Genomic DNA, 23,886 nt, shown 5'->3' on the forward strand with positions numbered 1-23,886 from the left:
GCTTGGAACCAAAGCGCTTCGGATAACCCAAAAGCGCGAGCGGTTATGAATATGAACTAAGGAATACTGAAATGGCCTATCTTGCCACACGCCACGCACCGAGCTTGAGCTTCGCCGAACGTCTGGGGGAAATGAAATCCCACCTGACAGCAGCGATCAAAGCCCGCCGCGTCTATCAGCGCACATTTGATGAGCTGAATAGCCTGAGCGACCGCGAGCTGGCCGATTTGGGCATCGCGCGCAGCAACCTGCGCAACATCGCCCTTGAGGCTGCTTACGGGCGTTACGCCTGAAACAAGGGAACATCTCTCGCTTCTCCTCCTCCCTTGAAGCGCGGGATTTAGCGGGAACCACTTCCTCCTCCCTTAGTGGTTCTCGCAAGAACAAGGGTCAAAAGACCCGCAAGGACGCGCCCCTCCTCCTCCCTTGGGGCCGTATCACGGCAAGGATCCGCTCCTCCCTTAGGATCCGCGCCGCCACAACTGCGCCCTCTTCCTCCTCCCTTGGGGGTGTGGTTGAAAAAAAGAAGCGGTGATGCCTCCTCCTCCCTTGGCATCACCGCTTTTTTATTTTCGAAATGCTAAGATCAGCTGCGTTTAAAAGGGCTGATCGCCCGCGCTGTCCGCCGCAACAACAAAGCGCGCCACCACTTTTTTCACGCCTGCCTTGTCAAAAGCCACATCAAGCTTGTCACCCTCAATCGCGGTAATTGCCCCATAGCCAAATTTTTGGTGAAAGACGCGCTCGCCCAGATCAAAAGGAACCGTTGCCGCCTCGTCAAAACCCGCGCGCTTGCTTTCGCGGGGTTGGCTGAGGCCATATTCCCCCTGTCGCGCCTGTAAGCGCCGCCACCCCGGTGAATTATAGGCATCTGCCTGCGCTGCGCGGTCTGGCAGGTTCGAGGCGATCTGCATTTGAGAAACAGGTGACGCAGACTGCTCCATTCCGTGGCTTTGATGACCATAAAGGCCCGGCGGGGTCAAAATCTCGACATGGGCTTCGGGCAATTCATCGATAAAGCGCGAGGGCATCTGGCTTTGCCATTGGCCGTAAACACGGCGATTGCCCGCAAAGGAAATTGTGCATAGCTCCTCGGCCCGTGTAATACCCACATAGGCCAAGCGGCGCTCCTCCTCTAATCCTTTGATCCCTTCTTCATCCATCGCGCGCTGGCTTGGGAACAGGCCGTCCTCCCAACCTGGCAAAAAGACTGCGGGATATTCCAGACCCTTCGCCGCGTGCAAAGTCATCAAGGTGACCTTGGCCTGATCATCATCTTGCTCATTATCCATGATCAGGCTGACATGTTCGAGAAAGCCTTGCAGGTTTTCGAACTGCTCAAGCGCCTTGACCAATTCCTTGAGGTTCTCAAGCCGCCCTGGGGCCTCGGGGGTTTTGTCGTTTTGCCACATCGCGGTGTAGCCCGACTCCTCCAAAATCGTTTCGGCCAATTCGATATGGCTCAGACCTTCGGGGTTTTCGCGCTCGATCAGAGCATCGGTGGCGGGGCCTGCAACCGCACCCTCGCGCATTAGATTGCGCCAATCGGCAATCTGCAGCACGAAACGGGCCAATTCCTTGCCGCCCTTGCCGCCAATCGCACCACTTTCCACCGCCATTGCCGCCCCTTGCAAAAGGCTGACGCCATTGCGGCGGGCGATTTCATGGATGGTGGCCTGCGCCTTGTCGCCAAGCCCGCGTTTGGGGGTGTTCACGATCCGCTCAAAGGCCAGATCATCTTCAGGGCTGATCACGAGGCGGAAATAGGCCATGGCATCACGAATTTCCAACCGCTCGTAAAAGCGCGGGCCACCGATGACGCGATAGGGCAGGCCAATGGTGAGGAAACGATCCTCAAAGGCGCGCATCTGATGGCTGGCGCGCACGAGAATGGCAATTTCCTCGGGGCCAATCGCACGCAATCCGCGCGTGCCAATGCCAAGCGCCTCGATCTCCTCACCGATCCAGCGGGCCTCCTCCTCGCCATCCCAGTGGCCAATCAGACGCACAGGCGCGCCGTCCTCGCCTTCTGTCCACAGCTCCTTGCCAAGACGCTGCGAATTGCCCGCAATCACCGCAGAGGCGGCCTTTAGGATATGGCCAGTCGAGCGGTAATTCTGCTCAAGGCGGATTACGGCGGCACCTTTGAAATCCGCCTCAAAGCGCAGTATATTGCCCACCTCGGCCCCACGCCATCCGTAGATGGATTGGTCATCATCCCCCACCACGCAAAGATTGGAATGCCCCTGTGCCAAAAGACGCAGCCATAAATACTGGGCCACATTGATATCCTGGTATTCATCGACCAAAATAAAGGCGAACTGGCGCTGATACTGCTGCAAAACATCTTCATGCGCCTGAAAGATGGTTACCATATGCAAAAGCAAATCGCCAAAATCGCAGGCATTCAACGCGGCAAGGCGCTGTTGATAAAGCGCATATAGCTTTGGCCCCTTGCCGTTGAAGGCCCCACTTTCAGCGGCGGGCAGCGTATCGGGACGCCAGGCGCGGTTTTTCCAATGATCGATGATCCCCGCCAACATCCGTGGCGGCCAGCGCTTTCCGTCAATGCCCTCGGCCTCGATCAATTGTTTCAGCAGGCGGATTTGATCATCCGTGTCCAAAATCGTGAAATTGGATTTCAGCCCAACCAATTCGGCATGGCGGCGCAAAAGTTTAACGCAGATCGAATGGAACGTGCCAAGCCAGGCCATGCCTTCGGTCGGATGACCAAGGGCCGCGCTGACGCGTTCGCGCATCTCGCGCGCGGCTTTATTGGTGAAGGTTACGGCCAGAATACTGCGCGGCGTGGCGCGGCCTGTGGAGATCAAATGTGCAATCCGCGCGGTCAAGGCGCGGGTTTTGCCCGTGCCTGCGCCCGCCAACATCAACACGGGGCCGTCCAAGGTTTCTACGGCCTTGCGCTGCTCTGGGTTCAACCCCTCCAAATAGGGCGTGGGCCGCAGAGCGGCGGCCCTCTGCGACAGGGGAACGGTGGCGGCAAGGGTGTTATTTTTAGAACTGCTCATGAGCGGACCATAACGATATTCGCACGGCTCGAAAAGATATGTTCTGTAATTGTTCGCAAAACCTTATGTCAGGGTTTACAAGGGTTAAATTTTGCGCACAGGATCGCCGCCATGACGCAGTTTCACAGCCGCTATCCCGCCCTAAGCGATCTCAAATCGCGTGCCCGTGCGCGGATTCCGCATTTCGTGTGGGAATATCTCGACAGCGCCACTGGCAGCGAGTCCGTGCTGCGGCGCAATCGTGCCGCGCTTGATGCCGTCTTGATGCAGCCCGCAGCCTTGCGCGGGGAAATTACACCTGACCTGTCCTGCCGCCTCTTGGGGCGGGACTATCCCCAGCCCTTTGGCATCTCGCCCGTGGGGATGTCAGGCCTTGTCTGGCCCGATGCAGAGCGGATTTTGGCAGCATCCGCCGCGCGGGCGCAGATGCCCTACTGCCTTTCGACTGTGGCCACCCGCACCCCCGAAGAGGTGGCAGATCACATTGGCAATCAAGGGTGGTTTCAGATGTATCCGCCGCGCGATGCAGGCATTCGGCGCGATATGCTTGCGCGCGCAAAAGGGGCAGGGTTTCACACGCTGGTGTTGACTGTGGATGTGCCTGCCGCAAGCCGCCGAGAAAGGCAGACGCGGGGCGGGCTGACACAGCCCCCGCGCCTCACCCCACGCCTTGCGCTACAGGTGGCGCGCTGCCCGTCTTGGGCATTTGGCACCCTAAAACACGGGATGCCACGGATGCGGCTGATGGATGGTTATGCGCCCAAAGAAATGACGGGCGGCACCCTGCCCTCAACCGCGCATATCGGTTACCTTCTGCGCGCCGCCCCAGATTGGGACTATCTGCGCATTTTGCGCGAGGAATGGCAGGGCGCGTTGATCCTGAAAGGCGTGATGGAGTCTGAGGTCGCGGCCCAAGCCCAAACCGATGATCTGGCTGACGCGATTTGGGTATCGAACCATTCGGGGCGTCAGTTTGATGGTGCGCCTGCGGCGCTTGACGCCCTGCGCGCCATTCGCCCCGCCACCACCCTGCCCCTCATTTTTGACAGTGGGATTGAGGGTGGATTGGATATTTTGCGCGCCTTGGCCCTTGGCGCAGATTTTGTCATGATGGGCCGTGCGTGGCATTATGCGCTCGGTGCGCTTGGCGCGGATGGCCCTGACCATTTGGTTGACCTCTTGCGCAAAGACATGATTTCAAACATGGCGCAGATTGGCGCGCGCCGCTTTGCCGACTTGCCCGCGCGGCTGTTAACCCTTTAACCAAAGTGGGCAATTAGTCTCGCCGTGCCTGTTAACAAATGTTAACATGGCCTCCATGAATGAGGCTGACCTGATCCCGATTGTTTGCGCGATGCTGCTTGGCGGCGAGGCCGAATTGCGCCTGCCCTATAGCTTGAACGACAGCGCCCATTATGTGCGGGTGGATTGCGTCACAGACACCCATGCCATCGAAATCGGGTTGGATGATCGCCGCTCGTCCCTCGACAGTTTGCAACAGGCCTTGTTTTACGGCGCGCTATTGGATCGCGCGCCCATGGTGATCTTGATCGACACGGACGGGCGCGAAGACCCAACCGAATTTCAGGTTGAAACCGCAGCGCGTGCCACGGGCGTGGCTTACCGCGTGATCGATTTGGATTTCCTGATCCGTCTGCAAATCACCGCGCCATTTCGCAGCAGCCACATCGAAAACGATCTGCTCAGTAATTATACATCAAAAAGACAAAACCCCATTTCCACGGCTGATTGACTCTTGCCACACTGCGGTTAATGCTGCTTTGCAGCGATGACGATAGAACAGATCATAAAAAAGTTTTGTGACAAGTGGCCGAACCGCGCGACCTGAGTTTCCTTGCCCCTCCCTCCCGTTTTGACAGCTCAAGGACATGATATGCCCGAATTCAAGAAAATCCTGATCGCCAACCGCGGTGAGATTGCCATCCGCATCATGCGCGCGGCCAATGAGTTGGGAAAACGCACCGTGGCGATCTATGCCGAAGAAGATAAGCTGTCGCTGCACCGCTTTAAGGCAGACGAGGCTTATAAGGTGGGCGAAGGTTTGGGGCCTGTTGCGGCCTATCTGTCGATCCCTGAAATTATTCGCGTGGCCAAGATGGCGGGGGCTGATGCCATCCACCCCGGCTACGGGCTTTTGTCCGAGAACCCCGATTTTGTCGAGGCTTGCGCCGCGGCAGGTATCACCTTTATTGGCCCGAAAGCCGACACGATGCGCGCCTTGGGTGACAAGGCCAGCGCGCGGCAGGTGGCGATTGCCGCAGGGGTGCCCGTGATCCCCGCCTCCGAGGTTTTAAGCGATGACATGGCCCGCGCCCGCGAAGTCGCGCGCGAAATTGGATATCCGTTGATGCTGAAGGCCTCATGGGGCGGCGGCGGGCGCGGTATGCGCCCAATCCTTGGCGAAGACGAGCTTGAAACAAAAATTCGCGAAGGTCGCCGCGAGGCAGAAGCCGCCTTTGGCAATGGCGAGGGGTATCTTGAAAAGATGATCACCCGCGCGCGCCATGTTGAGGTGCAGATCTTGGGCGACAGCCATGGCAATATCTATCACCTCTATGAACGCGATTGTTCGGTGCAACGGCGCAACCAAAAGGTGGTTGAACGCGCCCCTGCCCCCTATCTGACCGAGGCGCAGCGCAGCGAGATTTGCGATCTTGGTCGCAAGATTGCGGCCCATGTGGGCTATGAATGCGCGGGCACTGTTGAATTCCTAATGGATATGGACAGCGGGAATTTCTACTTCATCGAAGTAAACCCGCGCGTGCAGGTGGAGCATACTGTGACCGAGGAGGTCACGGGCATTGATATCGTGCGCGCCCAGATTTTGATTGCCGAAGGCAAAACCCTGCTTGAGGCCACAGGCGTCGCGGCGCAAGATGAGGTCACGCTTTCGGGCCATGCCATTCAGTGCCGCGTGACAACCGAAGACCCAACCAACAATTTCATTCCCGATTATGGCCGCATCACCGCCTATCGCGGGGCAACAGGAATGGGCATCCGCCTTGATGGCGGAACGGCCTATTCGGGCGCGGTCATTACGCGCTATTATGATAGCCTCTTGGAAAAGGTGACGGCATGGGCCCCCACGCCCGAGGCCGCGATTGCGCGCATGGATCGGGCCTTGCGCGAATTTCGTATTCGCGGGGTTTCGACCAATATCGCCTTTGTCGAAAACCTGCTCAAACACCCAACATTTTTGAATTACGAATATACAACGAAATTCATCGACACCACGCCAGAACTTTTTGACTTTGCGCCGCGCCGCGACCGCGCAACCAAAATCTTGCGCTATATCGCGGATATTACGGTGAACGGGCATCCTGAAACGGTTGGCCGCCCCCGCCCTGCGGCTGATCTTAAACCACCGCGCGCGCCGCGTGTGGGAACCGATCCTGTCACCGATGGCACAAGGCAGCTGCTTGAGCGTGAAGGCCCGCTTGCGGTTGCCAAATGGATGAAAGATCAAACACGGCTTTTGATCACTGACACAACCATGCGTGATGGCCACCAATCGCTGCTTGCGACACGGATGCGCTCGCATGATATGATTCAAGTGGCCCCTGCCTATGCCGAGAAACTGCCGCAGCTGTTCAGCGTAGAATGTTGGGGCGGGGCGACATTCGATGTGGCCTATCGTTTCTTGCAGGAATGCCCATGGCAGCGCCTGCGCGATATTCGTGCGAAAATGCCCAACATCATGACACAGATGCTTTTGCGCGCCTCGAATGGTGTGGGCTATACGAATTACCCTGACAATGTGGTGCAAAGTTTCGTCAAACAGGCGGCGCAGTCGGGTGTCGATGTCTTTCGTGTCTTTGACAGCCTCAACTGGGTTGAGAATATGCGCGTGGCCATGGATGCGGTCGGTGAAACGGGCAAAATCTGTGAAGGCACGATTTGCTACACGGGCAACATCCTTGACCCCAATCGCGCGAAATATGACGTCACATATTATGTCGATATGGCCCGGGCGCTTGAGGCCGCAGGGGCGCATGTTTTGGGCCTGAAGGATATGGCGGGATTGTTGACGCCTGCCGCGGCATCGGTGCTGATCCCCGCCTTGAAGGATGCGGTTGATCTGCCCATCCACTTCCACACCCATGACACGGCAGGTGTTGCCTCTGGCACCATTCTGGCGGCCAGTGCGGCAGGTGTTGATGCGGTCGATTGCGCCATGGATGCCTTGTCGGGCAATACCAGCCAAGCGACACTTGGCACGATCGTGGAATCCTTGCGCTATACCGAACGCGACACAGGTCTGGACATCGCGGCAATCCGCGAGATTTCGGATTACTGGGAGGCGGTGCGCGCCCATTACTTGGCCTTTGAATCAGGGCTACAGGCCCCTGCATCCGAGGTCTATTTGCACGAAATGCCAGGTGGTCAATTCACCAATCTCAAGGCACAGGCGCGCTCCATGGGCCTTGAAGAACGCTGGCACGAAGTGGCGCAGATGTATGCGGATGTGAACCAAATGTTCGGCGACATTGTCAAAGTGACGCCATCCTCCAAAGTGGTCGGGGATATGGCCCTTATGATGGTGTCCCAAGGTCTGAGCCGCACCGATGTTGAAGACCCGCAGAAAGACGTCTCCTTCCCCGATAGCGTGATCGACATGATGCGCGGCAATTTGGGCCAACCGCATGGTGGCTTCCCCCCTGCAATTGTGGCGAAGGTTCTCAAAGGCGAGGCACCAAATTTCGAACGGCCCGGCAAGCATCTGCCCCCCGTTGATCTAGAGGCCAAGCGCAAGGAATTGGAAGCTACACTTGATGAGGCGGTCGATGATGAAGACCTTAACGGGTATTTGATGTATCCCAAGGTCTTTACCGATTACGCCATGCGTCACGCCGATTACGGCCCTGTGCGCACCTTGCCTACAAAAACCTTTTTCTATGGGATGGATGTTGGCGAGCAAATCGAAGTCGAAATTGATCCAGGTGTGACGCTGGTTGTGCAATTGCAAGCAGTTGGGGACACAAACGAAGAAGGTGAGGCCAAAGTCTTCTTTGAATTGAACGGCCAACCCCGCACCATCCGGGTGCCAAATCGTAAAGCCGCCGCAAGCAGCACCAAACGCGCCAAGGCCGAAGGCGGCAACCCTGCCCATATCGGCGCGCCTATGCCGGGGGTTGTGGCCTCAATCGCCGTGTCAAACGGAGCCGAGGTCAAGGCAGGCGATCTTTTGCTGACCATCGAGGCGATGAAAATGGAGACAGGCCTGCACGCGGAACGCAATGGTCGAATCAAATCTGTGCATGTCACCCCCGGCGCACAAATTGACGCAAAAGACCTTCTTATCGAGTTTGAGGCCTAAGAGATTGTTGCGGCGCTGTGGATAGTGCCGCAACATCCCCCGCCCTGTGGCCACGGCCTTGTGGCGGGGATTTTCCTAGCCTAAAATCAGATCAAAAATGCGCATGTCAAATGGCGTAAAAAAACGCGCGCATTGTGGACTTTCCCCCTTGCAAACCCCGATCCATGGTCATAAAACCCCTCTTCAAAGAGCGGGCGTAGCTCAGGGGTAGAGCATTACCTTGCCAAGGTAAGGGTCGTGAGTTCGAATCTCATCGCCCGCTCCAATCTTCAAAATCGAAGATTTCAGAAAAAAACCCTCTCAATTACGAGAGGGTTTTTTCTTGTGTCATGATCAGACCCAACCGCTTAGGTTTTTGCCTGATAGGGGTGCTGCTTGGCCTGCCACCAGTTAAGCCCCAAAAGCGCAAAGATCGCGACAAGACCGAGCGCCTCAACCATGGCCGATGACCAAAAGACCGCAACAATCGGAGGGATTAGCGCCGCACGGTGCCAAAGCGCCATGGTGGTGAAGAGGAACCCTTCGAGAACGGCGGCAAAGGCCACAATCCCCGCAAGCGCCAAGATGCCTGCAAAAATGACCATATGCAGCGGGCCACCAAGGATGATCTCATCATTATAGACCATGAAGAGCGGGATCAGATAGAGGCCCTTGGCGTATTTCCACGCCTGAAAACTGGTCTCCATGGGTTTTGATCCTGCAATGGCCGCGCCTGCAAACCCTGCCAATGCGACAGGCGGGGTGACGTTGCTGTCTTGGCTATACCAAAACACCACCAAATGCGCGATCAACAGTGGCACGCCAAATTCCGTGGTCAAGGCAGGGCCGACCAAGATGATCAAAACAATATAGGCCGCGGTGACAGGCAGGCCCATACCAAGGATCAAGGAGGCTAAGATCACGAGGATCAACGCCAAGAACAGATTGCCGCCTGAGAAGGCCAACATCATGGCCGAGAATTTCAGACCCAACCCTGTGAGCCCGACAACCCCCACAATCACCCCCGCCACGGCACAGGCGACTGAAACGGCAACCGCGTTGCGCGCCCCAAGTTCAAGCGCCTCAAGGGTCAAGGCCCCGCCACGTTTGCACAGGGCGACAAAGCCTTCGACACTGGGCGCGTCCTTTGAAAATGTCCAAAGCGCGCGTGCCGCTGCCGCCGCCATCACAGCCACAATCGCGTAGAACCCCACCCGCATCGGTGAATATCCTGCCACCAATAAAAAGATGAGCGCCACAAGCGGAAAGATGAAATGCCACCCTTCGCGCATCACTTGGCGCACGCTGGGGAGTTCTGCCGCAGTCAAGCCTCGCATCCCCTGTTTGACAGCCGCGATATGCACAAGCAGGTAAACAGCCCCAAAATAGAGAAAGGCAGGGAAAATCGACACCAACACGATGTGAACATAGGGCAATTGGGTAAATTCGCTCATCAAAAAGGCGCCTGCCCCCATCAAGGGCGGCATGATCTGCCCCCCCGTTGAGGCAGCGGCCTCTACCCCGCCTGCTTGGGCAGGGCGATAGCCCAGTTTTTTCATGAGCGGGATTGTGAAGGCCCCCGTTGTGACCACATTGGCAATGGCCGAGCCTGAGATTGACCCCATCCCCGCAGAGGCAACAACCGCCGCCTTGGCAGGCCCGCCGCGTTGACGGCCTGTTGTCGCATAGGCCAGATCAATGAAAAATTTGCCTGCGCCCGTTACCTCAAGGAAAGCGCCAAAGAGAACAAATACAAAAATGAATGTCGCAGCCACACCCAAGGGGATGCCATAAATCCCCTCGGCCCCCAAAGTCATTTGGCTTGCCAAGCGATCCAAGGAATAGCCGCGATGGTTTAGGATGCCGGGCATGAAATCTGCCAAAAGCGGTAATTCCCCGCGCGACCCTGCAAAAGCATAAAGCAAGAAAACGCCCGCGATCACCGTCATCACCCAACCGACCGCGCGGCGCGCAGCCTCAAGCACCAAGAGAACAGTCAAAACCCCCATTGCAACATCGATGTCGCGGGGAAAGATTTGATTTGCGATTGTGTCAATGTTTACAGGCACCCAAGCCCCAACCGCGATAGAGGCCAGAATGAGAAAGCCGTCTATCGCATATTCTAAGGGACTGCGCCCTTTGGCGCGGCCACGGGGCGGATAGATCAAGAAACACAGAACAAGGATAAAACCCAAATGGATGGGCCTTTGATAGAACAGCCCCAAGGGCTGAACACCCGCAGCGTAAAGTTGAAACAGCGACAGCGCGATGCCCACCACAGCGATCAAGCGCAGGATCAATTTCGGTTCAGCCGCATCTTTTGGGCCGATATCTGTGATGTCGATTTGATCTGCCATACCCCAAATCCTTTTGTTCGTTACGGGATCAGCGCAATGCGCACCCGCTGATGTTCTGCCATGCGCGAGAGCGAGATTTCAGTCGCGCCCGCGTGGATACGGTGATCCACCGCCATCGAACCTGGCCGCAAGATATAGGCATTGCCTGCGACAGGCTCGTTAATGTCTTCAATGATATAACCGCCCTGCCCGTCAGAGATTTGTCGACCGCGGCCAATGATATGGTCAAGACCCGCAGCAAAATCTGGCAGATGCGACCAAACAAGCACCATTTGCCCGTTCTGCATCGCGTAGCAATCTTGCACTTCAAACCCTTTGACGGAATGCCGCCAGAGCACACACCATTCAGCGGGATCAGGAAGGTCAATTTCGGCCAATACCGCGCCGGTCTCGGCCAAACTTACCTCGAGCAATGCGGCATGACTGGTCTGCGGCAGTAGCAACAGCGCCGCCCCTGCCATCAAAGGGAAAAAAGGGGCAGCGCAGATGCGCCACCCCTTTGCATTACGTCCCAACATTAGGGGCGCATACGGTCAGGAATTGTTGCGCCTGTTTCTTCGTAATACCGAATTGCACCAGGATGCAGCGGGATCGGAGAAGCCGACAAAGTGAAGCTGATCTCGGTTTGGTTTGCCGCAGGATGCACGGCGCGCAGATCTGCAATGTTTTCAAACATCGATTTGGTGATCTCGTAAACCGTGTCTTCGCTCATCTCAGAGGATGCAACCAAGACGTTTGGAATACCCAAACCTGCCACGGGTGCATCCACCCCCTCGTAAAGGCCGCCTGCCAACTCGGCGCTGGCGAAAATCGGATCAGCCGCTTGCGCTGCGGCAATCTCCTCTTCGCTGAGGGCGATCATGCGGATTGAATTGGTGGTGGCGAGGTTCAAAATAGACGAGGTCGGCGCACCCACCGAGAAGAAACCCGCATCAATATCGCCATTGGCCAATGCATCTGCGGTTTCGTTAAAGTTCAGGCGCTGCTCGTCAATGTCATCATAGGAAATGCCATTGGCGGTCAAAATAGCCTCTGCGTTAACTTCGGTGCCCGAACCGGGCGCGCCGACTGACACGCGCTTGCCCACCAGATCATCAAGCGTGGTGATGCCGCTATCGGCCAAGGTCACGATCTGAACGAGGTTTGCGTAAAGAACCGCAACGCCGCGGATCATCTCAAGCTGCTGACCTTCAAAGCGACCTGTGCCTGATTGCGCCTGAAACACAGTATCGGCTAAACCAATCGCCAGATCTGCGTCCCCTGTGGCAACAAGGCCCATATTTTCGACTGATGCGCCGGTCACTTCGGCTGTTGCAGAATACCCATCAACGTAATTGTTGATCACCTCAGCCAAACCACCCCCCATGGGATAGTAAACGCCACCCGTGCCGCCTGTGGCGATGGAAAGCTGCTCTTGCGCCGCAACGGGGCTTGCGAGCAGGGCCAAGGCAAAGGCCAGTTTGTGCGTGTGTTTCATCCGATGTCCTCCCTAGACAATTAACGGTATCATGGAGGGGAATTTAAGGTGATGGGGCAAGGGATCAAATATTAATTTCGCTCTGGTTTTCCGAGAGCCCCGAACCAATGGGCGGAAAAGGACGCATCTGCCCGAGATTTGCGTGTCAGACCCGACACATCGCGTAAATTTGTCCCGCGCATTGGCGGGCTTGGCACGAAAGCCACATCCGCCTATAAGCCCCCTGTGACACAGCACACGATAAGGATATGCCCCATGCGCCGCGCAAAGATCAGCCGCAGCACGACCGAGACATCCATTGAGGTTGAGATCAATCTCGATGGCACTGGTGCCTATGATGTGAAAACAGGGGTCGGCTTTTTTGATCACATGGTCGAACAACTGGCTCGCCATTCGATGATCGATATCACATTGCGCGCGCAGGGCGATTTGCACATTGATGACCACCACACAGTCGAGGATAGCGGGATCGCGCTTGGTCAGGCAATTGCCGAGGCTGTTGGCGACAAGGCTGGGATTCGCCGCTACGGTGCCTGCCTTTTACCGATGGATGATGCCTTGGTGCGGGCGGCCCTTGATCTCTCGGGGCGACCCTATCTGGTATGGAATGTGGCCATGACAGCCCCCAAAATCGGCACATTCGACACCGAACTTCTGCGCGAATTCTTTCAGGCGCTCTCCACCCATGGGGGGATCACCTTGAATATTGCACAGCTTGACGGGGTCAACAGCCACCATATTTCAGAGGCGGCTTTTAAGGCCGTTGCCCGTGCGCTGCGCGAAGCGGTGGAAGAAGACCCGCGCCGTGCGGGCGCAATCCCCTCCACCAAGGGCAAGCTGTAATCGCCGTGACCACCGTTCTGATTGACTACGACAGCGGCAATCTGCATTCGGCGGAAAAAGCCTTTCAACGCATGGCGCGCGAAACGGGCCAAGGCATGGTGCGGGTCAGCAACCGCCCCGAGGATGTGGCAACAGCAAGCCGTATCGTCTTGCCAGGCGATGGGGCGTTTCCCGCCTGCCGCCGCGGCCTCGCCGCGATTGACGGGCTGGAGGAGGCGATTGTCGAAGCGGTGACCAAACGCGCTATTCCCTTTTTGGGCATTTGCGTGGGAATGCAAATGTTGGCCAATGAGGGCCATGAATATGAAACCGTCACAGGCTTTGGTTGGGTCGCGGGCGATGTGCGCAAGATCGCACCCAATGATCCCGCCCTCAAAGTGCCACATATGGGGTGGAACGATCTGGTCATCGACCAACCCCACCCCGTTTTAGAGGGTATTGCCACCGGCGCGCATGCCTATTTCGTGCATTCCTATCATATGGAGATGCGCGACCCCGCCCATCGTTTGGCCCATTGTGACTATGGCGGCGATGTCACCGCAATTGTGGGCCATGCCAATGTGATCGGCACGCAGTTTCACCCAGAAAAAAGCCAAGAGGCGGGGTTGCGCCTGATTGCAAATTTCCTCAATTGGGCGCCGTAACCTCGGTTAGAAAGACCATAGATAAGATGATCCTTTATCCCGCGATTGACCTTAAAGATGGACAGGCCGTGCGCCTTTACAAAGGCGAAATGGAACAAGCGACCGTGTTCAACGACAACCCTGCCGCGCAAGCGCGCGCCTTTGTGGACGCGGGGTGCGAATATCTGCATTTGGTTGATCTTAATGGGGCTTTTGCAGGCGCGCCCATTAATGGCGCTGCGGTTGAGGCAATTTTGGCGGATGTCGATGTGCCAACGCAGCTTGGCGGGGGTATCCGCGACATGGCCACGATAGAGATGTGGCTTACGCGCGGCATATCGCGGGTCATTCTTGGCACCGTGGCCGTGGAAAACCCCGATTTGGTGCGCGAAGCCGCGCGCCACTTCCCCAATCAAATCGCTGTGGGTTTGGACGCACGCGAGGGCCGTGTGGCCACCCGTGGTTGGGCCGAAGAAACCGATATCATGGTGACCGATTTGGCCAAATCCTTTGAGGATGCAGGCGTGGCCGCGATTATCTACACCGACATTAATCGCGATGGCGCAATGGCTGGCCCAAATATCGAGGCGACCGAGGCCTTGGCGCGCGCAACCACACTGCCTGTGATTGCCTCGGGCGGTGTGTCATCATTGGCTGATCTCATCGCATTGCGCGACACAGGCGTAATTGCAGGCGCGATTTCGGGCCGCGCGCTCTATGATGGCGCGATTGATCTAGCGGCGGCCTTGGCCGCGTTGCGTGAGGGCGCGTAATGCTCAAGACACGGATCATCCCCTGCTTGGACGTGGCCGATGGCCGCGTGGTGAAGGGTGTGAATTTCGTAGATTTGATTGATGCAGGCGACCCTGTCGAACAAGCCCGCGCCTATGATGAGGCAGGCGCGGATGAGCTGTGTTTCCTAGACATCCATGCCACGCATGAAAACCGCGGCACCATGTATGATCTGGCCACCCGCACCGCAGAGCAATGTTTCATGCCACTGACCATAGGTGGTGGGGTGCGCACAGTGGAAGATGTCCGCAATCTGCTTCTGGCAGGCGCCGATAAGGTCAGCTTTAATTCCGCGGCTGTAGCAGACCCCGATGTGGTGACCCGCGCGGCAGATAAATTCGGCAGCCAATGTATTGTCGTGGCCATTGACGCCAAAACCGTCAGCCCAGGCAAATGGGAGATTTTTACCCATGGTGGGCGCAAACCCACGGGGATTGATGCGGTGGAATTCGCAAAACTGGTCACCCAAAAAGGCGCAGGCGAGATTTTGCTGACCTCAATGGATCGGGACGGCACTAAATCGGGCTTTAACCTGCCCCTCACCCGCGCGGTTTCTGACGCGGTGAATGTGCCCGTGATCGCCTCAGGCGGGGTGGGGAATTTGGATCACTTGGTCGAAGGGGTGACCATCGGCAAGGCAAGTGCGGTTTTAGCCGCCTCGATTTTTCATTTCGGAACCTATACGATTGCCGAAGCCAAGGCGCATATGGCCAAGGCAGGCATCCCAATGAGGCTGACATGAGTGATATTCTGATCCAATTGGCGAAAACGATTGAAGCCCGCAAAGGCGCCGATCCCGAAAGCAGTTGGACAGCAAAACTCCTGTCTAAAGGCCCCAAAAAAGCCGCCGAGAAATTCGGCGAAGAGGCGGTTGAAGCCATTATCGAGGCCGTAAAGGGCGACAAGGCGGCGCTGACGCGGGAGGCCGCCGATGTGATTTATCACTTGATGGTCATGCTTGCCGCGCGCGATGTTGCGCTCTCAGACGTCCTTACAGAGCTTGAGCGCCGCACAAGCCAAAGCGGGATTTCCGAGAAAGCCAACCGCTGAAAAAAACGCCTGCGGGCCAAAGGCGCGCAGGCGATAAGTTACGGAACGAGGGACAGTAACATTGCCCAACATGGCGTTCCGCAGCCACGTTGGCATGTGTTAAAGATATGAATGCACAGCGCGCGAAAAAGACCCGCCCACGAATTTGTGAGATCAGTCGAGGATGTCTTCGACCCGATCAAAAATCTCGCCAAAGGCCTTTTTCCAAAGCTTCTTCTTTTTCTTCTGAGCGGATTTCTTGCGTCCTTGGCCAAATTCTGTAACGGGGCGCGGTTTTGGCAGCGCATATTTCGCTGACCCGCTTGGGGGTTTCAGCGCCTTCATTTCATGCAAAGGCGCGCCACATGATCCACAGGCCAGTTCATGCCCACCTCGGGCGGTTAGTTCCAGAACCGTGCGCCGCCCGCAATAGCAGCAGGTGGCAATTTTGCGATCATGGGGCATTGGCACCCCCTCCTCATTACGGTTTTGCTCTTACCGCATATAGGGAGACTGCCGCCGCATTTGAGACATTGAGCGATCCAAACTCGCCCAAAAAGGGGATTTTGACCAAATGGTCGCACAACTCGCGGGTGCGTTCCCGTAATCCTGGCCCCTCGGCCCCGAGAACCAAGGCAAGGGGGCGATCCCGATATTGATCTGCGATGCTGTCAATCTCATCCTCAGCCTCGCCCGCAAGGCCGAGGCAGATATACCCCATCGCCTTAAGTTCTTCTATCGCATCGCCAAGGTTTTTGACCCGCAGATAGGGTTGCCGCTCCAACGCGCCCGAGGCCGTTTTGGCAAGCGCGCCTGTTTCGGGCGCGGCATGGCGGGCGGGGGCGATCACCGCACGCGCGCCGAAAACTTCGGCCGAGCGTAGGATTGCACCGACATTATGCGGGTCTGTGACCCGATCCAGCAGCAACAGCCGCGCGGGCCCGTGACCATCCGACAACGCCAGATCAGCCAGACTGCCCCAATCGAGCGCCTTAACCTCGAGGGCTGCCCCTTGATGGACAGATTGCGGATCAAGCGGCGCGTTGAATTTGCGCGGATCCACTAATTCTGGCTCAATCGCGGCCATTGCAATCGCATCGGCCAGTTTGTCATGTGCGTTTTTGGTAACAATCAGGCGCAATTTCTGCCGCGCAGGATTCATCAGCGCATCTCGCACCGCGTGCAGTCCAAACAGCCAAATCGTAGCGGCCGCAGCCGCCTTTGCGCCGCGTTCCTTTTCCACCACCCATGTTGGTTTTTTTGCCATGGCTGACCTTGATCACTCTGCGCGAAAAACTGCAAGCCAAAAGCGCGCATTTGCCCTTGACCCTGAGGCCTGTGGCGGCTATCCCGCCTCTCGCGTCGGGCGACGTGCTGCAAGGTGCGGCAGCGGACTGTAACTCCGCCGGGGAGACCCATGCCTGGTTCGATTCCAGGGTCGCCCACCATTTTCCCCCTCATGGAATTGGTGTTTTGGCTTAGGCCTCACAGGCCAAAATTGCCTGAATTTGCGCGGCCATATCGCGGTGATGGCTGAAGGTTGCAGCGCGCTCCATCTCGGCCAAGCGGCCATGATTATAGCCCTCCGTGTAGAGCAAAAACGGCACGCCTGCCGATTTGGCGGTCAGGGCATCGGTCATGCTATCGCCCACATAGATCACAGGCGAAACCCCAAGCGCCGCAATCACAGCCTGCAAAGGGGCGGGATCTGGTTTGCGCTGCGGCAGGCTATCGCCCGCGATGACATGATCGAAATAGCCGTCCAGATCGAAATGCGCCAAAACCGATTGCGTGGGCAGCAGCGGTTTATTGGTGCACAGGCCCAAACGATGCCCTGCCGCGCGCAAATCATCAAGCGCGGCCATTGCGCCCTCGTAAATTACGGTGTGATCATGCGCCTCGACATAGACCTGTTGAAATCGGCGGTGGCGCGCCTCAAACCCCGCCTCAGGCAGGTTGCGCAGCTTTGACATCCGCTCGACAAAGACGCGCGCGCCATTGCCGATAAATGACTTTGTCTCATCAAGGCTGATGGGGGCGGCCCCCTCCTCGGCCAAGACGGTATTGGCGGTGGCGCAAATATCAGGCGCCGCATCAATCAGCGTACCGTCTAGGTCGAAAATGATCGCCGCCATTTGCCCCTGCCCTATTCCCTTGCTATCTGCCCCCTCTATCGCAGCGCGAAAGGGCCTTGCCAAGGGCAGCGTGGTGATTTGCCCCGTGACAGCGCAGGGAAACGGGCCTAAGCATAAGATGTCCAAAGGGTTACGGGACATATGGCAAAAGCACAAACATCACAGGTGCACCCTGCGTCTGAGCAGAATTCTGACATCGTCTTGCGCAATGCAGGCTATTGGATGCGCTAGACCTTAACCTGCCGAGGAGGCGGCCTCATCTTTTTTGCGATCGGCATAGATCATCAGGGGCTGAACGTCTGACGTCACGGCCTCATCGTTGACCACAACCTCCAACACGCCTTCCGCGCCTGGCAATTCAAACATGGTATCGAGCAGGATATCTTCCATGATTGAGCGCAGGCCGCGTGCGCCCGTCTTACGCTCAATCGCACGCTTGGCAATCGCACTCAGGGCGTCTTCAGTGAATTTCAGCTTCACATCTTCCAGTTCAAAAAGACGCTGATACTGTTTCACAAGCGCGTTTTTAGGTTCGGTCAAAATCGTGACCAAAGCCGCCTCATCAAGATCGGTCAGCGTTGCGATCACGGGCAAACGGCCCACAAATTCGGGGATCAGGCCGAATTTCAACAGATCTTCTGGCTCAAGTTCCTTGAACATTTCACCGACACCGCGGCTGTCATTGTCTTTGACATCGGCACCAAAACCGATGGCCGACCCTTTGCCACGCTGCGCGATGATTTTCTCAAGGCCCGCAAAAGCGCCGCCGCAGATGAACAAGATATTAGTCGTGTCGACCTGCAAAAATTCTTGCTGCGGGTGTTTGCGGCCCCCTTGGGGCGGAACACTTGCAACCGTGCCTTCCATGATTTTCAGAAGGGCCTGCTGCACCCCCTCGCCCGACACATCACGGGTGATGGAAGGATTGTCAGATTTGCGCGTGATCTTATCGACCTCGTCAATATAGACGATCCCGCGCTGCGCACGATCCACGTTATATTCAGAGGCCTGCAATAGCTTGAGAATGATGTTTTCGACATCCTCACCCACATAACCCGCTTCGGTCAGGGTGGTTGCATCAGCCATCGTGAACGGCACGTCCAATATCCGCGCCAAGGTTTGCGCAAGGAGGGTCTTGCCGCAGCCTGTCGGGCCGATCAGCAAGATATTGGACTTCGCCAATTCAATCTCGGATTTATCCGAATGGTTCAGGCGTTTGTAGTGATTGTGAACCGCAACAGACAGCACGCGCTTTGCATGCTCCTGGCCGATCACATAGTCATCGAGAACCGCGCAAATGTCGCGCGGGCTTGGCACGCCGTCAGTGGATTTCAAGCTTGAGGATTTCGTCTCCTCACGAATGATATCCATACAAAGCTCAACGCATTCATCGCAAATGAACACTGTCGGGCCTGCAATAAGCTTGCGAACCTCGTGTTGGCTTTTGCCGCAAAACGAGCAGTAAAGCGTATTTTTCGAGTCGCCACTGGCGGAATCTGCCATCTCAATCACCTTCGAACGGTTCGGCAGGAACGGCCCCTGCCGCAAACTATCTGCGCCTGTTTCATCTTTGGCTCGTAGCGTAGAACAGCAAAACCGCCACCACAACGCCAAATTGCATCAGGCGAGGTCACATCTGCCCCGCCCGTGCCATTCTTACTTTTCTTCCAAGGCTGCGCGGCTTTCCACGATCTGGTCGATCAGACCCCAAGCCTTGGCTTGTTCGGCATCCATGAAATTGTCACGCTCAAGCGCCTCGACCACTTTTTCGAATTTCTGGCCCGTATGTTTCACATAGATCTGGTTCAAGCGATCTTTCAGCTTTTGCGTCTCTTGTGCATGGATCATGATATCGGTCGCCTGACCCTGATACCCGCCTGAGGGCTGGTGCACCATGATGCGGCTATTGGGCAGGGAAAAGCGCATGCCCGCCTCGCCTGCGGTTAGCAAAAGCGACCCCATCGAGGCAGCCTGCCCCACCACCAAAGTCGAGACCTTTGGTTTGATATATTGCATGGTGTCATAGATCGACAGGCCAGATGTCACCACGCCGCCGGGGCTGTTGATATACATCGAAATCTCTTTTGAGGGGTTTTCGGCCTCAAGGTGCAAAAGCTGCGCCACGATCAGGCTCGACATTCCGTCATGGATGGGGCCAGAGATGAAAATGATCCGTTCTTTCAGCAGGCGCGAGAAAATGTCATAGGCCCGCTCCCCGCGCGAGGTTTGCTCGACCACCATAGGCACAAGCGTGTTCATGTAGGTATCAATCGGATCTTTCATGGTGCATCCTCAACTGGGGTTAATTGCTGTTTTGGCGCTGTATCATCGAAGTGTTACCAAGAGTCTTAGTCTTGCAGGACAGGGGCTGCAAGGGTGGCACGCTTGACTTGTTGCCATATTCGCGCAATGCCGCAGACAAGATTTACGGGGAAATATCACAATGGCCAGACCTAGCGCGACCACGCTCGAATCCGAATGCACCGCAGAAGAGCGCGCACTTTTGATGGAAACCTTGAAAAATTCTGCATTTTCAGGGGCGCATTTGGAAATTGGCACCGCGGCGGGCGGCACGTTGAAAGAGATGATGGGGCAATACGCGCCCGATGCGTGCCCAGATTTTTTTGTGATTGATCCGCTGACCTATTACCCCGATCAAGAAAATATCATCACCCGCAACCTGATATCGGCGGGGATTGACCCCAATCTGGTCACCTTTTGGAAAGGTGTGACCCAAGATTTCATCGATCCTGCCCGCGCGTCAGGGCAGATGTTTGATTTCGTTTTCATTGATGGCGACCATCGTCACTATTACGTCACTGTTGATTTGCAATGGGCCGATTGCGTCACCAAAGGTGGCGTTATTGCCCTGCATGATCACGGCGCGGCATTCCCCGGCGTAGGATGGGCGATTGACACATTCCTCGCCCATAATTCCGATTTCAAAATTGAGGCACGCGCAGGCAGCCTGACGATCTTGCGCCGCATTGCGGTCACCAAGCGCCCCGCCGTCACCGCAGCAGATTTGCGCCATGCGCGGCGCGTCCATCTGATGTTCCGCTGGAAGCGCAGCCTCAAAAAGCGGCTTGGCCTACGCTAGGCCATTAGCCCTTGCAGCCCGAAATACCTGTCGCCAAATCCTGCAAAAGCGCGGGGTAGAAATCGACACCCGCGGGGATATGCCCGCCATATGGGTCAATCACCGCGATTGAGACAGGGGCCGCATCGGCCACGGCGCTCAGGATATCTGGGTCGAATTGTGGCTCTGCAAACAGGCATTCAACCCCCTGCTCGGCCACAATCGTGCGAATTTCAGACAGGCGCGCCGCCGAAGGGGCGCTTGCATCTGACAGGCTAATGGCCCCTTGCGCGGAAATATCAAACGCATCTTCAAAATATTGATAAGCGTCGTGGAACACGATGAAAGCGGGCGGCGGCGTTGCCGCAAAATCCGCCTCGATTTGATCCGCGAGCTGTTCGACCTGCCGCGCGGCATTTGTCGCATTTCTGCGATAGGTCTGTGCATGGTCGGGGTCTGCCGCCGCCAATTCCTCGGCAATCGCGGTCAGCCACAGAACGGCATTGTCAGGATCAAGCCACGCATGAGGATCAATCGCGCCATCATGCGCATGGTCTTCGTGACCCCCATCTTGGTGATCATCATGCCCGTGGTCGTCATGCCCGTGGTCGTCATGATCATCGTGACCTTGGTCATCATGGCCGTGATCATCATGATCATTGTGGCGATGCGCCTCAAAACGCGCATCTTCGCGAATGGGCAAGAGATCCGTCTGCGGCACCGACAAAAGCGCCATCTCTTTCCCCGCCCCCGCAAGATCAGCAATCACCCCCGACAAGGCGGGTGAAAGGCCAGCCCCAATCCAGACCACCAAATCAGCCTCTTGCAGCGCGCGCGCCTGCGAAGGGCGCAAGGCAAAGTGATGCGGACTGGTTGCTTGGTCAATCAACAAATCAGGCACACCAACCCCCGCCATGACCTGTGCCACAAGCGAATGCACGGGGGCGATATCTGTTACAACCCGCGGCACCTCTGCGACCGCCGCAGACGGCGTTGCCGCTGAAAAGGCGCAAATCACACCTGTGCCAAGTAAGAATCTCATAGACATCAGCGCACCCTCATGATTAGAACGGGGTGAGAGTTAGTAGATATGTTATAACATATCAATACTGAAAATCGGCAACATGAAAGGTTATGCGCGCCAATGTCGCAAAACCAATTCCACGACCACGACCATCAAGGCTGCATCGCCTCGGCGCTTGCCGCCGCCGAAGCACGATGCGCCACAGAAGGCCTGCGCCTGACAGCGCAGCGTAAACGTGTCTTGGAAATCCTGCTTGAGGAGCATCGCGCCCTTGGGGCCTATGATATTCTGGCGCGACTTTCGGCCGAGGGGCAGAATGCCCAACCCCCTGTGGCCTATCGCGCGCTTGATTTCCTGGTCAGCCATGGCTTTGCGCATCGCATTGAGCGCCTAAACGCCTATATCGCCTGCACCCTGCCCGATGAGGGGGCGCATATGCCTGCCTTCATGATTTGTCGCAACTGCGATATGGTTGCAGAAACGGGCGGGCCTGAGGCAGAATTGGGGCTGGTGAGCGAGGCAAAAAATTTGGGCTTCGCGGTTGAACGCAGTTCGGTCGAATTGGAAGGGCTCTGCCCCGCCTGCCGCGAGGCACGGCCATGAACGCACCTATAAAACGGCCCCTGATCAAAACCCAAAATCTGCGCCTGAGCCAAGCGGGGCGCGTGGTGTTGGATCATGTGAATTTTGAGATTGCTCTTGGTGAAATCGTTACAATCGTGGGGCCGAACGGATCGGGGAAAACCTCGCTTTTGCGCGCCTTGATTGGGGCGTTGCAGCCTGAGCGGGGCATAATCACACGGGCCGAAAATTTGCGCATAGGCTATGTGCCGCAAAAGCTGCATATTGACCGCAGCCTGCCTGTGACTGTGGGGCGGTTTTTGTCGATGCCGCGCCGTCACAGCCCCGCAGAAATTGCAACCGCCTTGCATCAAGCGGGTTTGCCCGATTTGGGCGCGCGGCAGATGACCGAATTGTCAGGGGGGCAATTTCAGCGTGTCCTGTTGGCCCGCGCCATTCTTGACCGCCCGACATTGTTGATTTTGGACGAAGCCACACAAGGGCTGGATCAACCGGGTTCTGCCGCCTTCTACACCCAAATCGAAGATCTGCGGCGCGAGGTGGGCTGTGCGGTTTTGATGGTCAGCCATGAATTGCACGTTGTGATGAGTGCCTCGGATCGGGTGATTTGCCTCAACGGGCATATCTGCTGCGAAGGCCGCCCCGAAACAGTTGCAAGCGCGCCTGAATATCGCGCGCTTTTTGGAACGGGCACGCATGGGGCATTGGCCCTGTATCGGCATGAACATAGCCACAGCCATGATCACGATCACGATCACGGCCATGCTCACAGCCGCGACCATAGCCCCGAAAAGGTGCAATGATGCTGGATGATTTCATGATCCGCGCCGCCCTTGCGGGAGTCGGGGTCGCTGTGGTTGCGGGTGTTTTGGGCTGTTTTCTGGTTTGGCGGCGCATGGCCTATTTTGGCGATGCCACGGCCCATGCCGCGCTGTTGGGGGTTGCCATCTCGCTTGCGTTGAACCTGTCGATTTTCACAGGGGTTCTGTTGATCTGCCTGATCGTGGCCTTGATGGTGACAAGCCTATCGGAACGCTCACTCGGTCTTGACAGCTTGCTTGGCACCTTCGCCCATGCGGCGCTTGCCATTGGCCTTGTAGCCGTAAGCCTGACCAAAGGGGTGCGTGCTGATTTATCGGCCTATCTTTTTGGTGACATTCTGGCGGTTAGTCGTGCTGATTTGGCGGTGATCTGGCTTGGTGCGGCGGTGGTTTTGGTGCTGATCCTCAGCCGTTGGCAGGCGCTGTTGACTGTGACGCTGTCGCCTGAATTGGCCCATGCCAGTGGCATTGCGCCACGGCGTGAGAATATGCTGCTGACCCTTGCACTTGCCATCAGCGTGGCTGTGGCCATCAAGGTGGTGGGGGCGCTGTTGATCATTGCATTGATGCTCATCCCCGCTTCAGCGGCACGGCCCTTGGCCCGCAACCCAGAAGGGATGGCCATTTTGGCCTCGCTGATTGGGGTGGTATCGGTGGCGCTTGGACTTTGGGGATCATTCGCCTATGACACCCCCACAGGGCCAAGCATTGTCTGTGCAGCCGCCCTGTTCTTTGCGCTTTCTGCCCTTATTGGGCGGGTGCGCATGGGTTGAACCTT

Annotated in this window: 23 protein-coding genes and 2 tRNA genes; 15 read left to right on the top strand and 10 right to left on the bottom strand. The window is 56.8% G+C overall.

Annotated elements, in window-relative coordinates; genetic code table 11:
* Window positions 1-71: 71 nt before the first annotated feature.
* Window positions 72-293 carry a DUF1127 domain-containing protein gene (locus tag AAC636_RS08540; protein ID WP_317655235.1) on the top strand — a complete coding sequence of 74 codons (222 nt, stop codon included), beginning with the start codon at window positions 72-74 and terminating at the stop codon, window positions 291-293.
* A gap of 303 nt (window positions 294-596) precedes the next feature.
* Here AAC636_RS08540 and AAC636_RS08545 read toward each other — a convergent pair whose 3' ends face one another.
* Window positions 597-3,029: an ATP-dependent helicase gene (locus AAC636_RS08545; RefSeq protein WP_340301188.1), complete on the bottom strand. Its 2,433-nt coding sequence runs from the start codon at window positions 3,027-3,029 to the stop codon at window positions 597-599.
* Window positions 3,030-3,140: 111 nt separating this feature from the next.
* Here AAC636_RS08545 and AAC636_RS08550 point away from each other — a divergent pair, with 111 nt between their 5' ends.
* The 4 genes from AAC636_RS08550 to AAC636_RS08565 all read left to right on the top strand — a co-directional run bounded on the left by AAC636_RS08550 (window position 3,141) and on the right by AAC636_RS08565 (window position 8,632).
* Window positions 3,141-4,292 carry an alpha-hydroxy acid oxidase gene (locus tag AAC636_RS08550; protein ID WP_340301189.1) on the top strand — a complete coding sequence of 384 codons (1,152 nt, stop codon included), beginning with the start codon at window positions 3,141-3,143 and terminating at the stop codon, window positions 4,290-4,292.
* 55 nt (window positions 4,293-4,347) lie between these two features.
* The gene (locus AAC636_RS08555; RefSeq protein WP_340255357.1) at window positions 4,348-4,782 is read left to right on the top strand and encodes a hypothetical protein; all 435 of its coding nucleotides are present in this window, start codon (window positions 4,348-4,350) and stop codon (window positions 4,780-4,782) included.
* A 141-nt stretch (window positions 4,783-4,923) separates the two neighbouring features.
* Window positions 4,924-8,367 (top strand): pyruvate carboxylase, encoded by a 3,444-nt coding sequence (locus tag AAC636_RS08560; RefSeq protein ID WP_340301190.1) that lies wholly within the window; start codon window positions 4,924-4,926, stop codon window positions 8,365-8,367.
* A 190-nt stretch (window positions 8,368-8,557) separates the two neighbouring features.
* Window positions 8,558-8,632: transfer RNA gene (locus AAC636_RS08565), tRNA-Gly, on the top strand.
* 82 nt (window positions 8,633-8,714) lie between these two features.
* On the opposite strand, the gene AAC636_RS08570 is transcribed toward AAC636_RS08565, so the two are convergent.
* Genes AAC636_RS08570 through AAC636_RS08580 form a run of 3 tightly spaced genes read right to left on the bottom strand, consistent with a single transcriptional unit; the run spans window position 8,715 to window position 12,180 of the window.
* The gene (locus AAC636_RS08570; protein WP_340301191.1) at window positions 8,715-10,703 is read right to left on the bottom strand and encodes a TRAP transporter permease; all 1,989 of its coding nucleotides are present in this window, start codon (window positions 10,701-10,703) and stop codon (window positions 8,715-8,717) included.
* A 20-nt stretch (window positions 10,704-10,723) separates the two neighbouring features.
* On the bottom strand, window positions 10,724-11,221 hold the full coding sequence (locus tag AAC636_RS08575; protein ID WP_340301192.1) for a DUF1850 domain-containing protein: 498 nt from the start codon (window positions 11,219-11,221) through the stop codon (window positions 10,724-10,726).
* Window positions 11,221-12,180 (bottom strand): TAXI family TRAP transporter solute-binding subunit, encoded by a 960-nt coding sequence (locus AAC636_RS08580; protein WP_340301193.1) that lies wholly within the window; start codon window positions 12,178-12,180, stop codon window positions 11,221-11,223. Before AAC636_RS08580 ends, AAC636_RS08575 begins: the two co-directional genes overlap by 1 nt.
* A gap of 255 nt (window positions 12,181-12,435) precedes the next feature.
* On the opposite strand from AAC636_RS08580, the gene hisB reads away from it, so the two are divergent.
* Genes hisB through AAC636_RS08605 form a run of 5 tightly spaced genes read left to right on the top strand, consistent with a single transcriptional unit; the run spans window position 12,436 to window position 15,488 of the window.
* A complete protein-coding gene (gene hisB / locus AAC636_RS08585; RefSeq protein ID WP_340301194.1) occupies window positions 12,436-13,023 on the top strand; it encodes an imidazoleglycerol-phosphate dehydratase HisB in 588 nt (195 codons plus the stop codon).
* Window positions 13,024-13,028: 5 nt separating this feature from the next.
* Window positions 13,029-13,667, top strand: coding sequence for an imidazole glycerol phosphate synthase subunit HisH (hisH, locus tag AAC636_RS08590; RefSeq protein WP_340301195.1), 639 nt, complete (start codon window positions 13,029-13,031; stop codon window positions 13,665-13,667).
* A gap of 26 nt (window positions 13,668-13,693) precedes the next feature.
* Window positions 13,694-14,419, top strand: a complete 726-nt coding sequence (gene hisA / locus AAC636_RS08595) for a 1-(5-phosphoribosyl)-5-[(5-phosphoribosylamino)methylideneamino]imidazole-4-carboxamide isomerase (RefSeq protein WP_340301196.1) — start codon at window positions 13,694-13,696, stop codon at window positions 14,417-14,419.
* Window positions 14,419-15,180: an imidazole glycerol phosphate synthase subunit HisF gene (gene hisF / locus AAC636_RS08600; protein ID WP_340301197.1), complete on the top strand. Its 762-nt coding sequence runs from the start codon at window positions 14,419-14,421 to the stop codon at window positions 15,178-15,180. The genes hisA and hisF overlap by 1 nt, the downstream gene beginning before the upstream one ends.
* Window positions 15,177-15,488, top strand: coding sequence for a phosphoribosyl-ATP diphosphatase (locus tag AAC636_RS08605; protein ID WP_340301198.1), 312 nt, complete (start codon window positions 15,177-15,179; stop codon window positions 15,486-15,488). The genes hisF and AAC636_RS08605 overlap by 4 nt, the downstream gene beginning before the upstream one ends.
* A gap of 153 nt (window positions 15,489-15,641) precedes the next feature.
* On the opposite strand, the gene AAC636_RS08610 is transcribed toward AAC636_RS08605, so the two are convergent.
* Together AAC636_RS08610 and rlmB are read right to left on the bottom strand one after the other, a co-directional pair.
* Window positions 15,642-15,932, bottom strand: coding sequence for a hypothetical protein (locus AAC636_RS08610; protein ID WP_340301199.1), 291 nt, complete (start codon window positions 15,930-15,932; stop codon window positions 15,642-15,644).
* A gap of 16 nt (window positions 15,933-15,948) precedes the next feature.
* On the bottom strand, window positions 15,949-16,734 hold the full coding sequence (gene rlmB / locus AAC636_RS08615) for a 23S rRNA (guanosine(2251)-2'-O)-methyltransferase RlmB (RefSeq protein WP_340301200.1): 786 nt from the start codon (window positions 16,732-16,734) through the stop codon (window positions 15,949-15,951).
* Window positions 16,735-16,831: 97 nt separating this feature from the next.
* On the opposite strand from rlmB, the gene AAC636_RS08620 reads away from it, so the two are divergent.
* Window positions 16,832-16,915: transfer RNA gene (locus tag AAC636_RS08620), tRNA-Tyr, on the top strand.
* A 30-nt stretch (window positions 16,916-16,945) separates the two neighbouring features.
* On the opposite strand, the gene gph is transcribed toward AAC636_RS08620, so the two are convergent.
* The 3 genes from gph to AAC636_RS08635 all read right to left on the bottom strand — a co-directional run bounded on the left by gph (window position 16,946) and on the right by AAC636_RS08635 (window position 19,885).
* Window positions 16,946-17,743, bottom strand: coding sequence for a phosphoglycolate phosphatase (gene gph, locus AAC636_RS08625; protein WP_340301201.1), 798 nt, complete (start codon window positions 17,741-17,743; stop codon window positions 16,946-16,948).
* Window positions 17,744-17,836: 93 nt separating this feature from the next.
* On the bottom strand, window positions 17,837-19,105 hold the full coding sequence (gene clpX / locus AAC636_RS08630; protein WP_340301202.1) for an ATP-dependent Clp protease ATP-binding subunit ClpX: 1,269 nt from the start codon (window positions 19,103-19,105) through the stop codon (window positions 17,837-17,839).
* Window positions 19,106-19,258: 153 nt separating this feature from the next.
* The gene (locus AAC636_RS08635) at window positions 19,259-19,885 is read right to left on the bottom strand and encodes an ATP-dependent Clp protease proteolytic subunit (RefSeq protein WP_317655253.1); all 627 of its coding nucleotides are present in this window, start codon (window positions 19,883-19,885) and stop codon (window positions 19,259-19,261) included.
* A 160-nt stretch (window positions 19,886-20,045) separates the two neighbouring features.
* On the opposite strand from AAC636_RS08635, the gene AAC636_RS08640 reads away from it, so the two are divergent.
* Window positions 20,046-20,702, top strand: a complete 657-nt coding sequence (locus AAC636_RS08640; protein ID WP_340301203.1) for a class I SAM-dependent methyltransferase — start codon at window positions 20,046-20,048, stop codon at window positions 20,700-20,702.
* Between the two features lie 4 nt (window positions 20,703-20,706).
* On the opposite strand, the gene AAC636_RS08645 is transcribed toward AAC636_RS08640, so the two are convergent.
* Window positions 20,707-21,729 (bottom strand): zinc ABC transporter substrate-binding protein, encoded by a 1,023-nt coding sequence (locus AAC636_RS08645; RefSeq protein WP_340301204.1) that lies wholly within the window; start codon window positions 21,727-21,729, stop codon window positions 20,707-20,709.
* A 96-nt stretch (window positions 21,730-21,825) separates the two neighbouring features.
* Between AAC636_RS08645 and AAC636_RS08650 the strand changes: the two genes are divergently transcribed.
* From AAC636_RS08650 to AAC636_RS08660, 3 genes are read left to right on the top strand one after another with little or no spacing between them, the layout of a single operon-like run.
* Window positions 21,826-22,308 (top strand): Fur family transcriptional regulator, encoded by a 483-nt coding sequence (locus AAC636_RS08650; protein WP_340255312.1) that lies wholly within the window; start codon window positions 21,826-21,828, stop codon window positions 22,306-22,308.
* Window positions 22,305-23,090, top strand: coding sequence for a metal ABC transporter ATP-binding protein (locus tag AAC636_RS08655; RefSeq protein WP_340301205.1), 786 nt, complete (start codon window positions 22,305-22,307; stop codon window positions 23,088-23,090). Before AAC636_RS08650 ends, AAC636_RS08655 begins: the two co-directional genes overlap by 4 nt.
* On the top strand, window positions 23,090-23,881 hold the full coding sequence (locus AAC636_RS08660; RefSeq protein WP_340260145.1) for a metal ABC transporter permease: 792 nt from the start codon (window positions 23,090-23,092) through the stop codon (window positions 23,879-23,881). Before AAC636_RS08655 ends, AAC636_RS08660 begins: the two co-directional genes overlap by 1 nt.
* Window positions 23,882-23,886 lie beyond the last annotated feature (5 nt).

The organism is Roseobacter sp. HKCCD5988, from assembly GCF_037830355.1.
Taxonomy (GTDB): Bacteria; Pseudomonadota; Alphaproteobacteria; order Rhodobacterales; family Rhodobacteraceae; genus M30B80.

Excerpts from the sequence above, each read along its gene's own strand:
- AAC636_RS08645 (WP_340301204.1), bottom strand. The coding sequence starts at position 21,729 with ATGTCTATGAGATTCTTACTTGGCACAGGTGTGATTTGCGCCTTTTCA.
- gph (WP_340301201.1), bottom strand. The coding sequence starts at position 17,743 with ATGTCCCGTAACCCTTTGGACATCTTATGCTTAGGCCCGTTTCCCTGC.
- hisF (WP_340301197.1), top strand. The coding sequence starts at position 14,419 with ATGCTCAAGACACGGATCATCCCCTGCTTGGACGTGGCCGATGGCCGC.
- AAC636_RS08635 (WP_317655253.1), bottom strand. The coding sequence starts at position 19,885 with ATGAAAGATCCGATTGATACCTACATGAACACGCTTGTGCCTATGGTG.
- AAC636_RS08545 (WP_340301188.1), bottom strand. The coding sequence starts at position 3,029 with ATGAGCAGTTCTAAAAATAACACCCTTGCCGCCACCGTTCCCCTGTCG.
- AAC636_RS08660 (WP_340260145.1), top strand. The coding sequence starts at position 23,090 with ATGCTGGATGATTTCATGATCCGCGCCGCCCTTGCGGGAGTCGGGGTC.
- hisA (WP_340301196.1), top strand. The coding sequence starts at position 13,694 with ATGATCCTTTATCCCGCGATTGACCTTAAAGATGGACAGGCCGTGCGC.
- AAC636_RS08560 (WP_340301190.1), top strand. The coding sequence starts at position 4,924 with ATGCCCGAATTCAAGAAAATCCTGATCGCCAACCGCGGTGAGATTGCC.
- AAC636_RS08540 (WP_317655235.1), top strand. The coding sequence starts at position 72 with ATGGCCTATCTTGCCACACGCCACGCACCGAGCTTGAGCTTCGCCGAA.
- hisB (WP_340301194.1), top strand. The coding sequence starts at position 12,436 with ATGCGCCGCGCAAAGATCAGCCGCAGCACGACCGAGACATCCATTGAG.
- AAC636_RS08640 (WP_340301203.1), top strand. The coding sequence starts at position 20,046 with ATGGCCAGACCTAGCGCGACCACGCTCGAATCCGAATGCACCGCAGAA.
- AAC636_RS08655 (WP_340301205.1), top strand. The coding sequence starts at position 22,305 with ATGAACGCACCTATAAAACGGCCCCTGATCAAAACCCAAAATCTGCGC.
- AAC636_RS08605 (WP_340301198.1), top strand. The coding sequence starts at position 15,177 with ATGAGTGATATTCTGATCCAATTGGCGAAAACGATTGAAGCCCGCAAA.
- AAC636_RS08550 (WP_340301189.1), top strand. The coding sequence starts at position 3,141 with ATGACGCAGTTTCACAGCCGCTATCCCGCCCTAAGCGATCTCAAATCG.
- AAC636_RS08575 (WP_340301192.1), bottom strand. The coding sequence starts at position 11,221 with ATGTTGGGACGTAATGCAAAGGGGTGGCGCATCTGCGCTGCCCCTTTT.
- AAC636_RS08610 (WP_340301199.1), bottom strand. The coding sequence starts at position 15,932 with ATGCCCCATGATCGCAAAATTGCCACCTGCTGCTATTGCGGGCGGCGC.
- AAC636_RS08570 (WP_340301191.1), bottom strand. The coding sequence starts at position 10,703 with ATGGCAGATCAAATCGACATCACAGATATCGGCCCAAAAGATGCGGCT.
- AAC636_RS08650 (WP_340255312.1), top strand. The coding sequence starts at position 21,826 with ATGTCGCAAAACCAATTCCACGACCACGACCATCAAGGCTGCATCGCC.
- rlmB (WP_340301200.1), bottom strand. The coding sequence starts at position 16,734 with ATGGCAAAAAAACCAACATGGGTGGTGGAAAAGGAACGCGGCGCAAAG.
- AAC636_RS08580 (WP_340301193.1), bottom strand. The coding sequence starts at position 12,180 with ATGAAACACACGCACAAACTGGCCTTTGCCTTGGCCCTGCTCGCAAGC.
- AAC636_RS08555 (WP_340255357.1), top strand. The coding sequence starts at position 4,348 with ATGAATGAGGCTGACCTGATCCCGATTGTTTGCGCGATGCTGCTTGGC.
- clpX (WP_340301202.1), bottom strand. The coding sequence starts at position 19,105 with ATGGCAGATTCCGCCAGTGGCGACTCGAAAAATACGCTTTACTGCTCG.